The sequence below is a fragment of the Pannonibacter phragmitetus genome (assembly GCF_050510895.1).
GTDB lineage: Bacteria > Pseudomonadota > Alphaproteobacteria > Rhizobiales > Stappiaceae > Pannonibacter > Pannonibacter phragmitetus_B.
In genome coordinates, this window is record NZ_JBNINT010000001.1 from 343,276 (window position 1) to 359,211 (window position 15,936).

General features: G+C 63.2%; 12 protein-coding genes and 2 pseudogenes. 10 read left to right on the top strand and 4 right to left on the bottom strand.

What is annotated here, in order from left to right:
• The first annotated feature begins 89 nt into the window (after positions 1-89).
• The 10 genes and pseudogenes from ACQB61_RS01585 to iolB all read left to right on the top strand — a co-directional run bounded on the left by ACQB61_RS01585 (position 90) and on the right by iolB (position 10,896).
• Complete coding sequence (locus ACQB61_RS01585; RefSeq protein WP_430511204.1) at positions 90-911, top strand: MurR/RpiR family transcriptional regulator; 822 nt, start codon at positions 90-92, stop codon at positions 909-911.
• 116 nt (positions 912-1,027) lie between these two features.
• The gene (locus tag ACQB61_RS01590) at positions 1,028-1,969 is read left to right on the top strand and encodes a sugar ABC transporter substrate-binding protein (RefSeq protein ID WP_430511205.1); all 942 of its coding nucleotides are present in this window, start codon (positions 1,028-1,030) and stop codon (positions 1,967-1,969) included.
• A gap of 96 nt (positions 1,970-2,065) precedes the next feature.
• Positions 2,066-3,163 (top strand): ABC transporter permease, encoded by a 1,098-nt coding sequence (locus ACQB61_RS01595; RefSeq protein ID WP_430511206.1) that lies wholly within the window; start codon positions 2,066-2,068, stop codon positions 3,161-3,163.
• Positions 3,163-3,942: an ATP-binding cassette domain-containing protein gene (locus tag ACQB61_RS01600; RefSeq protein WP_430511207.1), complete on the top strand. Its 780-nt coding sequence runs from the start codon at positions 3,163-3,165 to the stop codon at positions 3,940-3,942. The genes ACQB61_RS01595 and ACQB61_RS01600 overlap by 1 nt, the downstream gene beginning before the upstream one ends.
• Before the next feature lie 31 nt (positions 3,943-3,973).
• On the top strand, positions 3,974-4,978 hold the full coding sequence (gene iolG, locus ACQB61_RS01605; protein ID WP_430511208.1) for an inositol 2-dehydrogenase: 1,005 nt from the start codon (positions 3,974-3,976) through the stop codon (positions 4,976-4,978).
• Between the two features lie 13 nt (positions 4,979-4,991).
• Entirely contained in the window at positions 4,992-6,902 is a 1,911-nt protein-coding gene (locus ACQB61_RS01610) for a bifunctional 5-dehydro-2-deoxygluconokinase/5-dehydro-2-deoxyphosphogluconate aldolase (protein ID WP_430511209.1), read from the top strand.
• Positions 6,899-8,725, top strand: coding sequence for a 3D-(3,5/4)-trihydroxycyclohexane-1,2-dione acylhydrolase (decyclizing) (gene iolD, locus ACQB61_RS01615; RefSeq protein ID WP_430511210.1), 1,827 nt, complete (start codon positions 6,899-6,901; stop codon positions 8,723-8,725). Before ACQB61_RS01610 ends, iolD begins: the two co-directional genes overlap by 4 nt.
• A 3-nt stretch (positions 8,726-8,728) precedes the next feature.
• The gene (iolE, locus tag ACQB61_RS01620) at positions 8,729-9,631 is read left to right on the top strand and encodes a myo-inosose-2 dehydratase (RefSeq protein WP_430511211.1); all 903 of its coding nucleotides are present in this window, start codon (positions 8,729-8,731) and stop codon (positions 9,629-9,631) included.
• 250 nt (positions 9,632-9,881) lie between these two features.
• Positions 9,882-10,088, top strand: a complete 207-nt coding sequence (locus ACQB61_RS01625) for a hypothetical protein (RefSeq protein WP_430511212.1) — start codon at positions 9,882-9,884, stop codon at positions 10,086-10,088.
• Positions 10,085-10,896 (top strand): annotated as a pseudogene (gene iolB / locus ACQB61_RS01630) (5-deoxy-glucuronate isomerase). Before ACQB61_RS01625 ends, iolB begins: the two are co-directional and overlap by 4 nt.
• Before the next feature lie 21 nt (positions 10,897-10,917).
• Here the strand turns inward: iolB and ACQB61_RS01635 are convergent.
• The 4 genes and pseudogenes from ACQB61_RS01635 to ACQB61_RS01650 form a co-directional block, all read right to left on the bottom strand.
• On the bottom strand, positions 10,918-11,274 hold the full coding sequence (locus tag ACQB61_RS01635) for a DUF1850 domain-containing protein (RefSeq protein WP_430511213.1): 357 nt from the start codon (positions 11,272-11,274) through the stop codon (positions 10,918-10,920).
• A pseudogene (locus ACQB61_RS01640) lies at positions 11,271-13,381 on the bottom strand (TRAP transporter permease). The gene ACQB61_RS01635 and the pseudogene ACQB61_RS01640 overlap by 4 nt, the downstream one beginning before the upstream one ends.
• Positions 13,382-13,481: 100 nt before the next feature.
• On the bottom strand, positions 13,482-14,435 hold the full coding sequence (locus ACQB61_RS01645) for a TAXI family TRAP transporter solute-binding subunit (RefSeq protein WP_430511214.1): 954 nt from the start codon (positions 14,433-14,435) through the stop codon (positions 13,482-13,484).
• A 210-nt stretch (positions 14,436-14,645) separates the two neighbouring features.
• Positions 14,646-15,791 (bottom strand): ROK family transcriptional regulator, encoded by a 1,146-nt coding sequence (locus ACQB61_RS01650; RefSeq protein ID WP_430511215.1) that lies wholly within the window; start codon positions 15,789-15,791, stop codon positions 14,646-14,648.
• Positions 15,792-15,936 lie beyond the last annotated feature (145 nt).

A 15,936-nucleotide genomic window follows, 5' to 3' on the forward strand; every position in this document is an offset into this window, starting at 1 on the left:
CGAAACAAAATGGAATTTTTGTTCCATTCATGTCATCCTGCGGCTATCCTGTTTTGTCAAGCAGGATCAAATAACTGGCAAAAACAACAATGTCGCACTCCTCGGCCCCGCGCACCATCGAAGCCTTCCATGCCCGGTTGCTGGAAGCGGCAGAAACGCTGCCAAAACGCCTGCGCCAATGCGCGGAATATCTGGCGGCGAATACGGACCGGATCGCCGTCTCCACCGTAGCGGAGATGGCGCTTGCGGCCGGTGTCCAGCCTTCGGCGCTGATGCGATTTTGCAAGATCCTTGGCTTTTCCGGTTATTCGGAGATGCAACGCCTTTTCCGTGATGCCTATGCGCAGGGCTGGCCGGACTATGCCACGCGGCTCAGGAACTTGCGCGAAAGCGGCGCGGGCAGTCCTTCTGCTCTATTGGCGGAGTTTATTGATGCGGGGCGTATGTCGCTGGAAAATCTCGCCAGCAGCATCGATAGCCGTAATCTGGACCGGGCGGTGAAGATCCTTTCCGAAGCCGGAATGGTGCATCTCGTCGGCCTGCGCCGTGCCTTCCCGGTGGCCTCGTATCTCGCATATGCCTTTGAAAAAATGGATGTTCCGGCATTTCTGCATGATGGCGTGGGCAAGCTCGATCACCGCCATGCCATCCGTCCGGGGGATGCGCTGGTGGCCATCACTTTCCCGCCATACAGCGGGGAAACGGTGGAACTGGCTGAGTTTGCCCGCAGCCAGGATGTGCCCGTCATCGCCATCACCGACACCGTGATGAGCCCTCTGCAAAAGCTGGATGCCACGGTGCTGAGTGTGGCTGAAGTGGATTTCGGCGCCTTCCGCGCATTGTCCGCGACGCTGTCGCTCGCCATCACGCTGGCGGTGGCCGTTGGTGCCGGACGAAAAGCCGCACCATAAAAAAACTGTTGCATCAAATCTCAAAATGGAATGAATATTCCACACCCGAAGCCCGGACATATCCGGGCCGGGACTCCGCCGGGGGAGCCGGCGGATCCGCACTCTGGGAGGTTATGATGAGAAAAGCGCTTACCGCCATTGCCGCTGTGGCCATCGCCGTGGCTGGCCTGTCTGCTCCGGCTGCTGCTGAAGGCGAAAAGTTCGTCCTGGTCAGCCATGCGCCGGACAGTGACAGCTGGTGGAACACCATCAAGAATGCCATCGCCGTTGCCGGTGACCAGATGAAGGTCAGCGTCGAATACCGCAACCCGCCGACCGGTGACCTTGCCGACATGGCCCGTATCGTGGAGCAGGCGGCTGCATCCAACCCGAACGGTATCATTGTCACCATCGCTGACTATGACGTGCTGTCCGGCCCGATTTCCAACGCGGTGGCCAAGGGCATTCCGGTCATCACCATCAACTCCGGCACCGTCGAGCAGTCCAAGAAGCTTGGCGCGCTGCTGCATGTGGGCCAGCCGGAATATGACGCAGGCTTCGGCGCGGGCGAAAAGGCCAAGGCAGCCGGTGCCAAGTCGTTCCTGTGTGTGAACCATTACATCACCAACCCGGCCTCCGTGGAGCGCTGCCAGGGCTTTGCCGCTGCTCTTGGCGTGGAACTCGGCAACCAGATGATCGACGCCGGTCAGGATCCGTCCGAAATCCAGAACAAGGTCTCGGCCTATCTGCAGACCAACCCGGACACGGGTGCGATCCTCGCCCTCGGCCCCACCTCGGCCCATCCGACGCTCGCTGCGCTGGAACAGTCGGGCAAGGCTGGCCAGATCTTCTTCGGCACCTTCGATCTGTCGCCGGAAATCGCCAATGCCATCAAGGCTGGCACCATCAACTTTGCCATCGACCAGCAGCCCTATCTGCAGGGGTATCTGCCGGTGGTGATCCTCACCAACTACGCCCGCTATGGCGTCGTTCCGGGCAACTCGATCAACTCGGGCCCGGGCTTTGTCACCAAGGACAACATCGCACTGGTTGAGAAGTACGCCGGTCAGTACCGCTGAGCGGCTGACCTGAGCTGAAGTTCCAGCCCCGGCCGGGGCGGTGTGAAAGCGCCCCGGCCCCTTGCAACTGACGTTTCCTGAAAATCGAGGCAACTCATGACGGACGAGCGCATCAAGCAGGTCTCGGCCCTGCGCCGTGCCATGATCCGGCCCGAGCTGGGTGCGACCACCGGCACCGTTCTGGTCTTCCTTTTCTTCCTTCTGATCGCGGGCAATTCCGGCATGTTTGCGCCGGAAGGCATCATGAACTGGACTGTGGTGTCCGCACAGTTTGCCATCATCGCCGTGGGCGCCTGCCTGCTGATGATCTCCGGTGAATTCGACCTCTCCGTGGGCTCCATGATCGGCTTTGCCGGCATCGTGATTGCCATTCTCAGCGTCAAGCTGGGCTGGCCCATCTGGGCGGCCATCATTGCTGCCTTCGTCATCTGTGTGGCGCTGGGCTGGCTCAACGGCATGCTGGTGATCAAGACCGGGCTGCCATCCTTCATCGTGACGCTGGCCTTCCTCTACATCCTGCGCGGCCTCACCATCTGGCTGTCGATCCTCACCACCCGCCAGACCATCATCGGCGGCGTCAAGGAACTGGCCGCAAACGACTGGCTCGCCTTCCTCTTCGGCGGCGTCATCCTGAAGGATCTCTTTGTCTGGTTCGCGGATCTCGGCCTTGTCGGCAAGTTTGTGGCCGGTCCCAAGGCCGGGCTGCCGGTGGTCGAAGGCGTGCCGATGCTTGTGGTCTGGGCGCTGGTTTTGGTTGCCTTCGGTCACATCCTTCTCACCCGCACCAAGTTCGGCAACTGGATCTTCGCCTCTGGCGGTGATGCGCAGGCGGCCCGCTATGTGGGTGTGCCGGTCAACCGGGTGAAGGTGCTCATGTTCATGTTCACCGCCTTCTGCGCCACCGTGTTTGCCACCTGCCAGGTGATCGAATTCGGTTCGGCTGCAGCGGACCGTGGCCTGTTGAAGGAATTCGAAGCCATCATCTGCGTGGTCATCGGCGGTGCATTGCTGACCGGCGGCTATGGCTCGGTCATCGGTGCCGCGCTGGGCGCCATCATCTTCGGCGTGGTGCAGCAGGGCCTTTTCTTCTCGGGCGCTGAAAGCTCGCTCTTCCGGGTGTTCCTCGGCACGATCCTGATCCTCGCCGTGATCCTCAACACCTACATCCGCCGCATGATCACGGGAGAACGCTGATGTCCGCCCCGCTCATCGAACTGCGCAACATTGAAAAGCACTTCGGCCCCGTGATCGCGCTGGCTGGCGTCAGCTTCGACGTGAAGGCCGGAGAATGCCACTGCCTGCTGGGCGACAATGGCGCCGGCAAATCCACCTTCATCAAGACCATGGCTGGCGTGCACAAGCCGACCAAGGGCGAGATCCTGGTGGATGGCAACGCCACGGTCTTCAACAGCCCGCGTGACGCCATGGGCGCAGGCATTGCCACGGTCTATCAGGATCTGGCCATGATCCCGCTGATGTCGGTCACCCGGAACTTCTGGATGGGCCGTGAGCCGGAGAAGAAGTTCGGCCCGTTCCGCTTCATCGACTTCGAAAAGGCAAACCGGGTGACGCTGGAGGAAATGGCCAACATGGGCATTCACCTGCGCGAGCCGGAACAGGCCGTCGGCACGCTCTCGGGCGGCGAGCGCCAGACGGTGGCCATCGCCCGTGCGGTCTACTTCGGCGCCAAGGTGCTGATCCTCGACGAGCCGACTTCCGCGCTCGGCGTGCGTCAGACCTCCAACGTGCTGGCAACCATCGACAAGGTGCGCAAGCGCGGGATTGGTGTCGTCTTCATCACCCACAATGTGCGCCATGCCATGGCCGTGGGCGACCGGTTCACCGTGCTGAACCGTGGCAAGACGCTGGGCACCGCAAAACGCGGGGAAATCAAGCCGGAAGAATTGCAGGACCTGATGGCGGGCGGCAAGGAACTGGCTGAACTTGAGGGTTCGCTCGGCGGCACGATCTGAGGTGTTGCGGGTTAATTTAGGAAAGACCGACATGACAATGCGTTTCGCAGTATTGGGGGCAGGGCGGATTGGCCGCGTCCATGCCAAGGCGATCGCCGCAACGGAAGGAGCCACGCTGATTGCCGTGGCCGATCCCGTTGCTGCGGCAGCTCAGTCGCTGGCGGCGGAGCATGGCTGCTCCATCCGCACCATCGACGAGATTGAAGCGGCAAAGGATGTGGATGCCGTCATCATCTGCACCCCGACCGATACCCACGCAGACCTGATCGAGCGCTTCGCCCGCGCCGGCAAGGGCATCTTCTGCGAAAAGCCGGTGGACCTGAACGTCCAGCGCGTCAAGGACTGCCTGAAGACGGTGAAGGAAACCGGCGCCACGCTGATGGTCGGCTTCAACCGCCGCTTCGATCCGCATTTCGCCGCGCTCAAGGCCACTATCGACAGCGGCCGCATTGGCGATGTGGAGATGGTGACGATCACCTCCCGCGATCCTTCGCCCCCTCCGTATGAGTATATCTCCCGTTCGGGCGGCATCTTCCGCGATATGACCATCCATGACTTCGACGTGGCCCGCTGGCTGCTGGGCGAGGAAGTGGAAACGGTGATGGCCTCTGCCTCCGTTCTGGTCGATCCGGAAATCGGCAAGCGCGGTGACTTTGACAGTGTCAACATCATCCTGCGCACCGCTTCGGGCCGTCAGGCGATCATCACCAACACCCGCCGGGCGGTCTATGGCTATGACCAGCGCATCGAGGTGCTGGGCGCCAAGGGCATGGTGGCTGCAGAGAACCTGCGCGAAGCCAACATCGAGGTGGCCGATGCTAGCGGCTATCACAAGCCGCCGCTGCTCGACTTCTTCATGACCCGCTACACGGCAGCCTATGCCGCCGAAATCACCGCCTTCATCAAGGCTGTGACGGACCGCACCGTGCCGCCCACCACGGGTGAGGACGGGCTGAAGGCGCTGGCGCTGGCGGAAGCTGCGCTGAAGTCGGTCGCGGAAGGGCGTGCCGTGCGCCTCTCGGAAATCACGGGCTGAAGGACCAACGCGGATGAGCAAGACCCTCGATCTCATCACCATCGGCCGGTCGTCGGTCGATCTCTATGGCTCCCAGGTGGGCGGCCGTCTTGAGGATATGGGCAGCTTCCAGAAATATATCGGAGGCTCGCCCACCAACATTGCCGCCGGTTCTGCGCGGCTTGGCCTCAAGGCTGGCCTCATTACCCGAGTGGGGGATGAGCACATGGGCCGCTTCATCCGCGAACAGCTGGAGCGCGAGGGCGTGGATGTGACGGGTGTGAAAACCGACCCGGAACGCCTCACCGCCCTCGTGCTGCTGGGCATCCGTGACGACAAGCAATTCCCGCTGATCTTCTACCGCGAGAACTGCGCCGACATGGCGATCTGCGAGGACGACATCGACCCCGCCTTCATCGCCAGCGCAAGGGCTGTTGTTGCCACCGGCACGCACCTGTCCCATCCACGCACCGAAGCTGCCGTGCTGAAGGCCCTGCGCCTTGCCCGCGAAAGCGGTGGCCAGACGGCGCTCGACATTGACTACCGTCCCAACCTCTGGGGCTTGTCCGGCCATGGCGACGGCGAAAACCGCTTCATTGCTTCGGCCAAGGTGACGGCACGTTTGCAGCAGCACCTTCCCCTGTTCGATCTGATCGTCGGCACGGAAGAGGAATTCCACATTGCAGGCGGCTCCACCAACACCATAGAGGCTCTGCGTGCCGTGCGGGCGCTGACAGGGGCGACGCTGATCTGCAAGCGCGGCCCCATGGGCGCTGCCGCCTTTGCCGGTGCCATTCCCGATACGCTGGATGAAGGCGAGGCAGGACCGGGCTTTCCCATCGAGGTATTCAACGTGCTGGGCGCGGGTGACGGCTTCATGGCGGGCCTGCTGAAGGGCTGGCTCGACGGCGAAACCTGGCCGCGTGCGCTGACCTATGCCAATGCCTGCGGTGCCTTTGCCGTGTCGCGTCATGGCTGCACGCCGGCCTATCCGTCCTGGGAGGAGCTGCAGTTCTTCCTGAAGCGCGGCGTCGTCACGCCTGTGCTGCGCAAGGACGCTGAACTGGAGCAGGTGCACTGGTCCACCAACCGCTCCTATGACTGGCCGTCGATGCATGTTTTTGCCTTCGACCACCGCCGCCAGATGGAGGAGCTGCCGGGGGCAACGCCGGAGAAAATTGGCGCCTTCAAGAAGCTGTGTCTTGCTGCCGTGGAAGAAGTTGCTGCTGGAAAGACCGGGTACGGTCTTCTGTGCGACAATCGCCTCGGCCGAGATGCGCTGCATCAGGCGGCCGGCAAGGGGCTGTGGATCGGCCGTCCGGTCGAGTGGCCCGGCTCGCGCCCGCTGACGCTGGAGCCGGAGCTGGGGCCGGATTATGGCGGGCTCACCGAATGGCCGCTGGAGCATGTGGTCAAGGTTCTGTGCTTCTGCCACCCGGATGACGATGCGGCCCTCTGGGCCGAGCAGGAAGCGGTGATCCAGCGCCTGTTTGCCGCCGCCCGCCGCAACCGGCTGGAATTCCTGCTGGAAGTCATCCCCTCCAAGGTCGGTCCGGTGGATGATGAAACGACCGCCCGCATCATCGAGCGCTTTTACAAGCTCGGTGTTTATCCGGACTGGTGGAAGCTGGAGCCAATGCGCTCCGATGCGGCCTGGAAGCGCACCTGTGACATGATCAAGGCCTATGATCCGCGTGTGCGCGGCATCGTGGTGCTGGGTCTTGACGCTCCGGAAGACGAGCTTGCGGCCTGCTTTGCAACGGCCGCGCAGCATGATCTCGTCAAGGGCTTTGCCGTGGGGCGCACCATCTACAGCGAGGCAGCACGTGGCTGGCTCGCCGGAACGATGACGGATGCTGAGGCCATCGCTCAGATGGCCGGAAAATTCGCCCGCCTGTCCGCCACATGGGATGCGGCACGCGGTGCAACGGGAGTTGCGGCATGAGCAAGGTAAGACTGACCGCCGCCCAGGCCATGGTGCGCTGGCTTTCCAGCCAGATGACCGAGGAAGGCGTGCCCTTTATCGCCGGGGTCTGGGCCATTTTCGGCCATGGCAATGTGGCCGGTATGGGTGAAGCGCTGTACGGCGTGCGCGACACGCTGCCCACGTGGCGCGGCCACAACGAGCAGGGCATGGCCCATGCGGCCATCGCCTATGCCAAGCAGCTTGGCCGCCGCCGTGCCATGGCGGTGACTTCTTCCATCGGTCCCGGCGCCACCAACATGGTGACGGCGGCTGCGCTCGCCCATGTCAACCGGCTGCCGGTGCTGTTCGTGCCGGGCGATGTCTTCGCCAACCGCGGGCCGGACCCGGTGCTGCAGCAGATCGAGGACTTCGGCGATGGCACGATCAGCGCCAACGACTGCTTCCGCCCGGTCTCGCGCTATTTCGACCGCATCATGCGGCCCGAGCAGCTGCTGACGGCCCTGCCGCGTGCCATGGCGGTGATGACCGATCCGGCTGATTGCGGCCCGGTCACGCTGGCTTTCTGCCAGGATGTGCAGGCGGAAGCCTATGACTGGCCGGAAGAGTTCTTTGCTCCCCGCGTCTGGCGCCAGCGCCGCCAGCGCCCGGACGAGGCGGAACTGGCCGAAGTGGTGGCCCTGATCCGCGCCGCGAAGAAGCCTGTGCTGATCGCAGGCGGCGGCGTGCATTATTCCGGCGCCACGGAAGCGCTGAAGGCCTTTGCCGAGGCGCATCAGATTCCGGTGGTGGAAAGCCAGGCGGGCAAGTCGGCCCTGCCGTGGGATCATCCGCTCAACCTTGGTCCCGTTGGTGTTACCGGATCGGAAAGCGCCAACAGTGCCGCGAAGGATGCCGATCTCGTCGTCGGTGTTGGCACGCGCTTTCAGGATTTCACCACCGGCTCCTGGGGCCTGTTCCGCAATCCGGCGCGCAAGCTCGTATCCATCAACGTCGCCGCCTATGACGCCATGAAGCATGGCGCAGTGCCGCTGCAGGGCGATGCCCGCGTCTGCCTTGGCGAGTTGTCTGCGCAGCTGGGTGCCCACAAGGGCCCGGCCATTGCCGCAAGCCTCAAGGCGGACTGGTTTGCCAAGGTCGATCCGCTGACGGCTGCTCCGGAAGCGGATGCAAACGGCCTGCCCACGGACCAGCAGGTGATTGGCGCCGTGCAGCGTGCAGCTGGTCCTGATACGGTGGTCATGTGTGCTGCCGGTACCATGCCAGGCGAGTTGCACAAGCTGTGGAAGGCGAGCCGCCCCATGTCCTATCACATGGAATACGGCTTCTCCTGCATGGGCTACGAGATTGCCGGAGCGCTGGGCATCAAGATGGCGGAGCCGGAGCGCGACGTTATCTGCATGGTCGGTGACGGCAGCTACATGATGATGAATTCCGAACTCGCCAGCGCCGTGATGCTGGGCCAGAAGATAACGGTCGTCATCACCGACAACCGGGGCTACGGCTGCATCAACCGGCTGCAGATGGGCACCGGCGGAGCCGAGTTCAACAACCTTCTCGACCACACCAACCACACCAACCCCAGCCATATCGACTTCGTGGCCCATGCAGGTGCCATGGGGGCGAAGGCGGTGAAGGCCGGGTCCATCGCCGAACTTGAGGCAGCTCTTGCCGAAGCGAAGATGGCGAGCGGCCCGTTTGTGGTGGTCATTGACACCGATCCCTACCCCTCCACGCCCCATGGCGGCCACTGGTGGGATGTGGCGGTGCCGGAAGTTTCCGCCCGTGCCGAAGTGCGGGCGGCGCGCGAGTCCTACGAACGTTCGCTTCAGGAAAGAAACTGATCCATGATCCTCTACGGCACCAATCCTATTGCCTGGTCCAACGACGACGACCAGACCCTCGGCGCCCATATTTCGCTTGAGCAGTGCCTCGATGAAACCGCCAAGATCGGTTTCGACGGCATCGAGAAGGGTCACAAGCTGCCGACGACGCCGGAAGGCATTGCAAAGGAGCTGGGCGGACGCGGGCTGAAATACATCTCCGGCTGGCATTCGCTGAACCTTCTGACCAACTCCATCGAGGACGAGAAGGCAGCGATGCAGCCTTTCCTCGACCTGCTGAAGGCGGTGGGGTCCAAGGTGATCATTACCTGCGAAACCTCCAATGCCATCCACGGCAATGACGGCGTGCCGGTGAACAACAAGCCGGTGCTGGCTGCCTCCGAGTGGGCTGACTTTGGCCGGGGCGTCGAGGCGCTGGCGGTCTTTGCGGCAGAGCAGGGCATCACGCTGGTCTATCACCACCACATGGGCACGGTGGTGGAGAGCGAGGCGGAAATCGATCTGTTCATGCAGCACACGGGACCGGCCACCAAGCTGTTGTTCGACACCGGCCACTGCTATTTCGGCGGCGGCAATCCGGCGGCGGTGGCAGAGCGCCACATGGCCCGCGTGCGCCATATCCATGCCAAGAACGTGCGCCCGGACATCATGCGTCAGGTGCGTGAGGAAAACCTCTCCTTCCTCGAAGGCGTGCGCCGCGGTGTCTTCACCGTGCCGGGCGATGCGGAAGGCGGCGTGGACTTCCTGCCCGTGCTGAAGAGCGCAGCGGCTCATGGCTATGAAGGCTGGCTTGTCATCGAGGCCGAACAGGACCCGAGCGTGCGCAATCCCTTCGAGTATCAGAGCATGGGCTTCAACGCCCTGCGCAGCTTCGCCCGCGAGGCCGGTCTCGACAAGGGCAGGTGATGGAGCTGGGGGTTGCGTGAGGCTGGGAGTTTCCGGCCTCCGTCTCCCCGGTTGGGCAATGTTTACAACGGACTTCCGACAGGTACAAACCCCTCTCCCCTTGACGGGGGAGAGGGGTGCTGCGGCAAAAGGCCGAGCCAGGGAAACATGGCATGAAGCTCCGGACGGGATATGTGCAGCACAGGCCCCTGCCATCTGCTACGCTCGGCGCACCCGCTCTCCCCTGATCCCAGGCAGCAAAGAGACCTTGATGAAGATTATTGACCCGACCCATTCCTTTTATGGCCCGCTGTGGCGGCGCATTGCCATTGTCGTTGTCACGGCTGGCTGGGCCGGGTTTGAATACTGGAACGGCTCCACGGGCTGGGCGCTGTTCTTCGCGGCCATTGCGGTCTATGCCGCATGGGCTCTGATCATCACCTACAAGCCGCAACAGGGCGGAGACGGAACGGCATGAGCAAGCTTCTGAGAAAGCCGCAAGGCACCCACGGCAAGACCCACGCCATCACACCGGAAAGCGCCGGCTGGGGCTATGTGGGCTTTGATCTTTACCGCCTGAAGGCGGGCGAAAGCGTTGGTGAGGCCACCGGCGGACGCGAAGTCATCCTCGTGCTTGTCGAGGGCAAGGCCCGCCTCTCCGCATCGGGCAAGGACTTCGGCGAGATGGGCCTGCGCATGGACGTGTTCGAGCGTCTGCCGCCCGCCTGCCTTTATGTGCCGGACCAGTCGGACTGGTCGGCTACCGCCACCACGGACCTGACACTCGCTGTCTGCTCTGCGCCGGGCAACGGCACCCATGAAGCGCAGGTGCTGGGGCCGGATGGCATCCAGCTTGACCAGCGCGGGCAGGGCACCAACACCCGCTACATCCACAACATCGCCATGGAAGGGCGGGATGTGGCCGGCAGCCTTCTGGTGACGGAAGTCTTCACCCCTCCGGGCACTGGTCGTCCTATCCGCCGCACCGGCATGACGAGGACAACTATCCGGATATGACCTATCTGGAAGAGACCTATTACCACCGGCTCAACCCGGCGCAGGGCTTCGGCATCCAGCGGGTCTTCACCGAAGACGGCTCCCTCGACGAGACGATGGCCGTCTCCAACCACGACGTGGTTCTGGTCCCCAAAGGCCACCACCCCTGCGGCTCGCCCTATGGCTACGAGATGTACTATCTCAACGTCATGGCCGGCCCTTTGCGCAAGTGGCGCTTCAAGAACCACCCGGACCATGACTGGATCTACCAGCGCGACATGGTGAAGTGAGGAATAGGGGCGCAGCCGCTCCTACTCACATGGCGCAATCCTGACTGGTTCCGAGGCTTCAGCTCCGATCGTGTGGCAGGTGCCGTCTGCGCAGAGGGTCCAGCCGGATACGGTGGCGCCGGAGGCGGCGAGAAGCAGCTCTCCTTGCGGCGGCAGGGTTGGCGTCCAGACCCACCAGCCGTCCTGAAGCCGGGCGCCATCGCCCGGCTCCATGCCTGCGCCAGAGCCGCGCACGCGGGCCTCCTGAAGCTTGAGGCCTTCCTCCGTTACAGCCCAGGTTTCCTGCCACGCCGTCTTTTCGACGGAGTGGGTCCATTCCAGCGTGAAGGGGCCGGATAGGCTGAGCGTCAACGCTCCGGCCAGAAGACAGGCGCTCATCCGCCTGTGTTCGGGGTGGCCTTGTTGCCTGCGGCCGTGTTGGCCCGCCAGACGAGGAAGGCGAAGAGGGCGAAGAGCGCCAGCCCAACTTCATCCGTGACAGGCAGTGCGGCAACGAGCGTGAAGGCGGAAGCCATGGCAAGTGCGCGCATCCAAAGGGGCAGAGGCACGCCGAGCCAGCCGATCACGGCAGCGCCCCACAGACCGATGGCAATGGCGACCTTGAGGACGACGTAGATCACCGCCGGGACATAGCCGATGCTGGCTGCCAGAGCCCCGCCATTTTGCAGCATCAGAGCCGGTGTATAGACGGCCATGAAGGGGATGACGAAACCGGCCGCCGCGACTTTCACCGCCTCGAAGGAGATCTTCAATCCGCTTTCCTTGGCGATCGGGCTTGCGGCAAAGCAGGCGAGTGCCACGGGAGGGGTGAGGTCAGCCAGAATGCCGAAATAGAACACGAACATGTGGCTGACGATCAGCGGCACGCCAAGTTCCAGAAGGGCAGGACCTGCGATGGATGAGGTGATGATGTAGTTCGGGATCGTCGGGATGCCCATGCCCAGCACGATGCAGGTGACCATGGTCAGCAGCAGGGAAAGGAACAGGCTGTTCTGTCCGACGCTGACGATGAACTGGCCGAAGGTGGTGGCGGCGCCCGTCAGCGTCATGGTGCCGATGATGATGCCGACGAGGGCACAGGCGACGCCCACGGGCAAGGCGGTGCGGGCGCCATCGGCGAGACTGTCGCGGCACAGGGCCAGCGTGTTGCGTCCGCCCTTGGTGAAGATGTTGATGAGGATCAGCGCCGAAATGGCGATCAGCAGCACCTTGATGCCGAGCGCAAAGAAGGCGGCGCCCGTCAGGCCAAGGCCGATCCAGAAGATCGACCGGATGACGCCTTGCGGCAGGCCAAGCGCAATGGAGCCGCCGAGGATCAGCAGGACCGTCAGCCCCAGACCAATGGTGCCGGCAAAGAGCGGCGTGTAGCCGCCGAAGAGCAGATAGACCAGTACGCCGAGCGGCAGCAGCAGGAACCAGCCTTCCTTCAGTGCTTTGCTGGCGGAGGGCAGCTCATCCTTCGGCAGGCCGCGCAGGTTCCGCTTGCCTGCTTCCAGATGCACCATCCAGAAAGCGGAAGCAAAATAGAGCACGGCGGGAATGAGGGCTGCCTGCACCACCTCATAATATTCGACACCCAGCGTTTCGGCCATGATGAAGGCCACCGCGCCCATCACCGGCGGCATGATCTGTCCGCCCATGGAGGATGTGGCCTCCACGCCGCCGGCAAAGGCGGGGCGGTAGCCGAAGCGCTTCATCAGCGGGATGGTGAACTGGCCGGTGGTGACCACATTGGCGACACCCGAGCCGGAAATGGTGCCCATAAGACCGGAGGAAATGACGGACACCTTCGCAGCCCCGCCCGTGGCATGGCCGACGAGGCCGAGGCTGACATCGGTGAAGAGCTTGATCATCCCGGCCCGTTCCAGGAAGGAGCCGAAGAGGATGAACAGGAAGATGAAGCTGGAGCTGACGTAGACCGGAATGCCGTAGATGCCTTCCGTGCCGTACGTCATGTGTTCGACGACCTGTGAAAAGTCGTAGCCGCGATGGTCCAGCGGCGGCGGCAGAAACTGGCCGAAGAGGCAATAGGCGAGAAAAGACCTGCGATGATCGGCAGGGCCAGCCCCATCATCGCCCAGGCGGCGGCAAAGACCGTTACAAGCGCGATGACGCCCATGACCAGATCCCGCGGCAGCGGGTCACCGGAGCGGATGAGCAGATCCGTATAGTCCCACCATTGATAGGCTGCGACGGAGACAGACGCGAAAGCCATGAGCCAGGCCAAAACGCGCACCGGCAGCTTGTCGTGCCGGGCGGCGGCGACCAGGGGAAAGGTGAGCAGGCCGAGAAATCCGACATGGACAGCGCGCACGATCTGGCTTGGCAGGTCGATCACATGCGCGGCCGTGGCAATCTGGAAGGCGGAAAAGGCAAAGGCGATCCAGAACAGCAGGCGGCCCTCGAAGCCTTCCTGAAAACCGGCGCCATGCGGGTCTTCCTGAGGGGCGGCAACCTGGGTCTGCGATGACAGGGATGTGCTCATGCGCGGCTCGAACTTTCGCGGGGTGCGTCTATGCAAAGGGAGAAGGGGTAATAAGAAAGAGAGGGAGCGCAGATGCTGCGCTCCCTCGTCAGGCGAGGCCTTACATCAGGCCCTTTTCCTTGTAGTAGCGCTCTGCGCCCGGATGCAGCGGCACGGGCATGCCGGTAATTGCCTTGTCGAGGCTGATGGCCTTTGCTGCCGCATGGGCGGCAACCATTTCCGGCAGGTTCTCGAACAGCTGCTTGGTCATCTGGTAGGCGGTCTCGTCCGAGACATCCTCATGGGTGACGAGGAAGTTGACGACCGCGACCGTCGGCACATCGGCGCTCTGGCCCTCGTAGGTGCCAGCTGGAATGGTGGCGGCAATGTAGGGCGCGCCCAGCTTCGTCACCACGTCTTCCGGCACGGCCACCATGTTGACCGGAACGGAGGTAGCCAGGTCCTTCAGCGAGGCGACACCAAGCCCTGCGGACTGCAGGGTGGCGTCGAGCTGGCGGTTCTTCATCAGTTCCACGGACTCGGCAAACGGCAGATATTCGGTCTTGGCAAGATCGTCATAACCCATGCCTGCGGCAGCAAAGATGGCGCGGGCGTTCAGCTCCGTACCGGACTTGGCGGCGCCCACCGACAGGCTCTTGCCCTTGAGGCCGGCCAGATCGGTGATGCCGCTGTCCTTGGAGGCGACGATCTGGATGTAGTTCGGATAGATGGCGGCGATGCCGCGCAGCTTGTTCAGCGGAGCCTTGAAACCGGCCTCAGCATTGCCTTCCCAGGCCAGCTTGACGGAATCGCCAAGGGCAAAGCCGATCTCGCCCTTGCCCTGTTGCAGCAGGTTGAGGTTCTCGACAGAAGCCTTGGTGGCCTGTACCTGCGGGCGGGCGCCTTCGATCTTCTCGCCATAGATTTTGGAAAGGGCAACGCCCAGCGGATAGTAGACGCCGGATGTGCCACCCGTGAGCACGTTGATGAATTCGGCCTTGGCCGGTGCCATGGCAACGCCAATGGCGGTGGCCGCGATGGCAGCAGCACCAAGCGAACGCTTGAACAGGTTCATGAATATGCCTCCCTTTTGGTTCCGGTGTTCTCACCCGGCATCGGGCGCAGCGTCGGCTGCAGCCCGGCACTGGTGTGTGGCCACACGAGGACAAGGTCTCCTCCCGTGAGCCTTACCGGCTCTGAAAGTAGCGGGGGAAATGGCGCAAGGGCAACCGTGTTTCTACCGAAGCCGTCCGGGGGACTGCGCTCGTGGAATGAAGGGCGCTACTCAGGCACGGAGCGCTGCTTCGATCAGCCGGGAAAGGCCGAGGCGTGCTGCGCCCGTCAAGGGTGCTTCCCCGCCAAGTTGCGATCTGCGAAGCTCCGGCGCAGCGGGACAGCACAGCGGCAGAAGCGCGCTGACGCGGGTGCTGAAATCCGGCCTTGTGCCGATGGAACCACCCAGCACCACAAGGGCAGGGTTGGTGATGGCAGCAAGGGCAGCAATGGCGCGGGCCACCAGCCGGGCGGTGTCATCCAGCACGGCTTCTGCGGCTGCATTGCCCTCCTCTGCGAGGGCGAAGATCTCCGGCACCGTGATGTCCTTGCCGCTTCGCGCAAGATAACGGCGGCGCATGCCATGAGAACCTGCTTCCAGTTCCAGCGCGCCGCAGCCCCGCGATTGAGGGTCGAACGGATCAGCGCCAAAGGGCAAAAAGGCGATCTCTCCGGCCGCATGCGCGGCACCGCGCAAGAGCCGTCCATCGCAGATCAGACCGCAGCCGATGCCGGTGCCGATGGAGATATAGGCCATGTTCAGAACGGGAGCGGCGGCAGACAGTGCCCACCGCTCGCCCTCCGCCGAGAGGTTCACGTCATTTTCCAGCTGTACGCTGCATCCGAACGCTTCGGCGAAGGCAGCACGCACGTCGAATGTGTCAAAGCTGGGAATGTTGGGGGCCATCATCACCTGGCCTGTCCTGCTGTCGGGCGCGCCGGGCACGCCGATGACGGCATGGCGCACCCGGTTCCACTCAATGCCGGAAGCCGCAGCAGCTTCCCGGCACAGGCGGGCGATCTGGGTGATGACATGCTGGCCGCCCCGGCTGTCCGTTGGCTCTGTCAGGCCAGGCAGCAGTGAGCCGGTGAGGGTGGCAAGGGCAACCGCCACCTTGGTGCCCCCCAGATCCACCACCGCGCAGCAGGCCGCTTCCGGAACCGGGGCGAAAACGCTGGCCCGGCGCCCGATGTGACCTTCGGTCTCACCGGTTTGGCGGATGAGGCCCGCATTCTCCAGCGCCCGGCAGATGAGTGTCAGCGTTTGTTTCGACAAGCCGCAGCGGCGCGCCAGCTCGGCCCGGGACATGGGGCCATCGGAGAGAAGTTGCTGGAATACGGCGTGATGCGTGGCCGGGTGCTGCGGGAGTGGGGACATATGAGGTGCTTTTTAGTTCGTCAGATTGACGAACTAAAATCCTGATCGTTCTTGCTGTCAAGCGGCTGACCGCCTTGCGTCGCTGAGGTGTGTGTAATAGTATTACATCAGCGCACTCGCTTGCCAGCACGTGCCAGATGCCTAT

Bases quoted from the DNA above. Each gene is read 5' to 3' on its own strand.
- iolD (WP_430511210.1), top strand. From the start codon at position 6,899: ATGAGCAAGGTAAGACTGACCGCCGCCCAGGCCATGGTGCGCTGGCTT.
- ACQB61_RS01595 (WP_430511206.1), top strand. From the start codon at position 2,066: ATGACGGACGAGCGCATCAAGCAGGTCTCGGCCCTGCGCCGTGCCATG.
- ACQB61_RS01600 (WP_430511207.1), top strand. From the start codon at position 3,163: ATGTCCGCCCCGCTCATCGAACTGCGCAACATTGAAAAGCACTTCGGC.
- ACQB61_RS01625 (WP_430511212.1), top strand. From the start codon at position 9,882: ATGAAGATTATTGACCCGACCCATTCCTTTTATGGCCCGCTGTGGCGG.
- ACQB61_RS01590 (WP_430511205.1), top strand. From the start codon at position 1,028: ATGAGAAAAGCGCTTACCGCCATTGCCGCTGTGGCCATCGCCGTGGCT.
- iolG (WP_430511208.1), top strand. From the start codon at position 3,974: ATGACAATGCGTTTCGCAGTATTGGGGGCAGGGCGGATTGGCCGCGTC.
- ACQB61_RS01635 (WP_430511213.1), bottom strand. From the start codon at position 11,274: ATGAGCGCCTGTCTTCTGGCCGGAGCGTTGACGCTCAGCCTATCCGGC.
- ACQB61_RS01645 (WP_430511214.1), bottom strand. From the start codon at position 14,435: ATGAACCTGTTCAAGCGTTCGCTTGGTGCTGCTGCCATCGCGGCCACC.
- ACQB61_RS01610 (WP_430511209.1), top strand. From the start codon at position 4,992: ATGAGCAAGACCCTCGATCTCATCACCATCGGCCGGTCGTCGGTCGAT.
- ACQB61_RS01650 (WP_430511215.1), bottom strand. From the start codon at position 15,791: ATGTCCCCACTCCCGCAGCACCCGGCCACGCATCACGCCGTATTCCAG.
- iolE (WP_430511211.1), top strand. From the start codon at position 8,729: ATGATCCTCTACGGCACCAATCCTATTGCCTGGTCCAACGACGACGAC.
- ACQB61_RS01585 (WP_430511204.1), top strand. From the start codon at position 90: ATGTCGCACTCCTCGGCCCCGCGCACCATCGAAGCCTTCCATGCCCGG.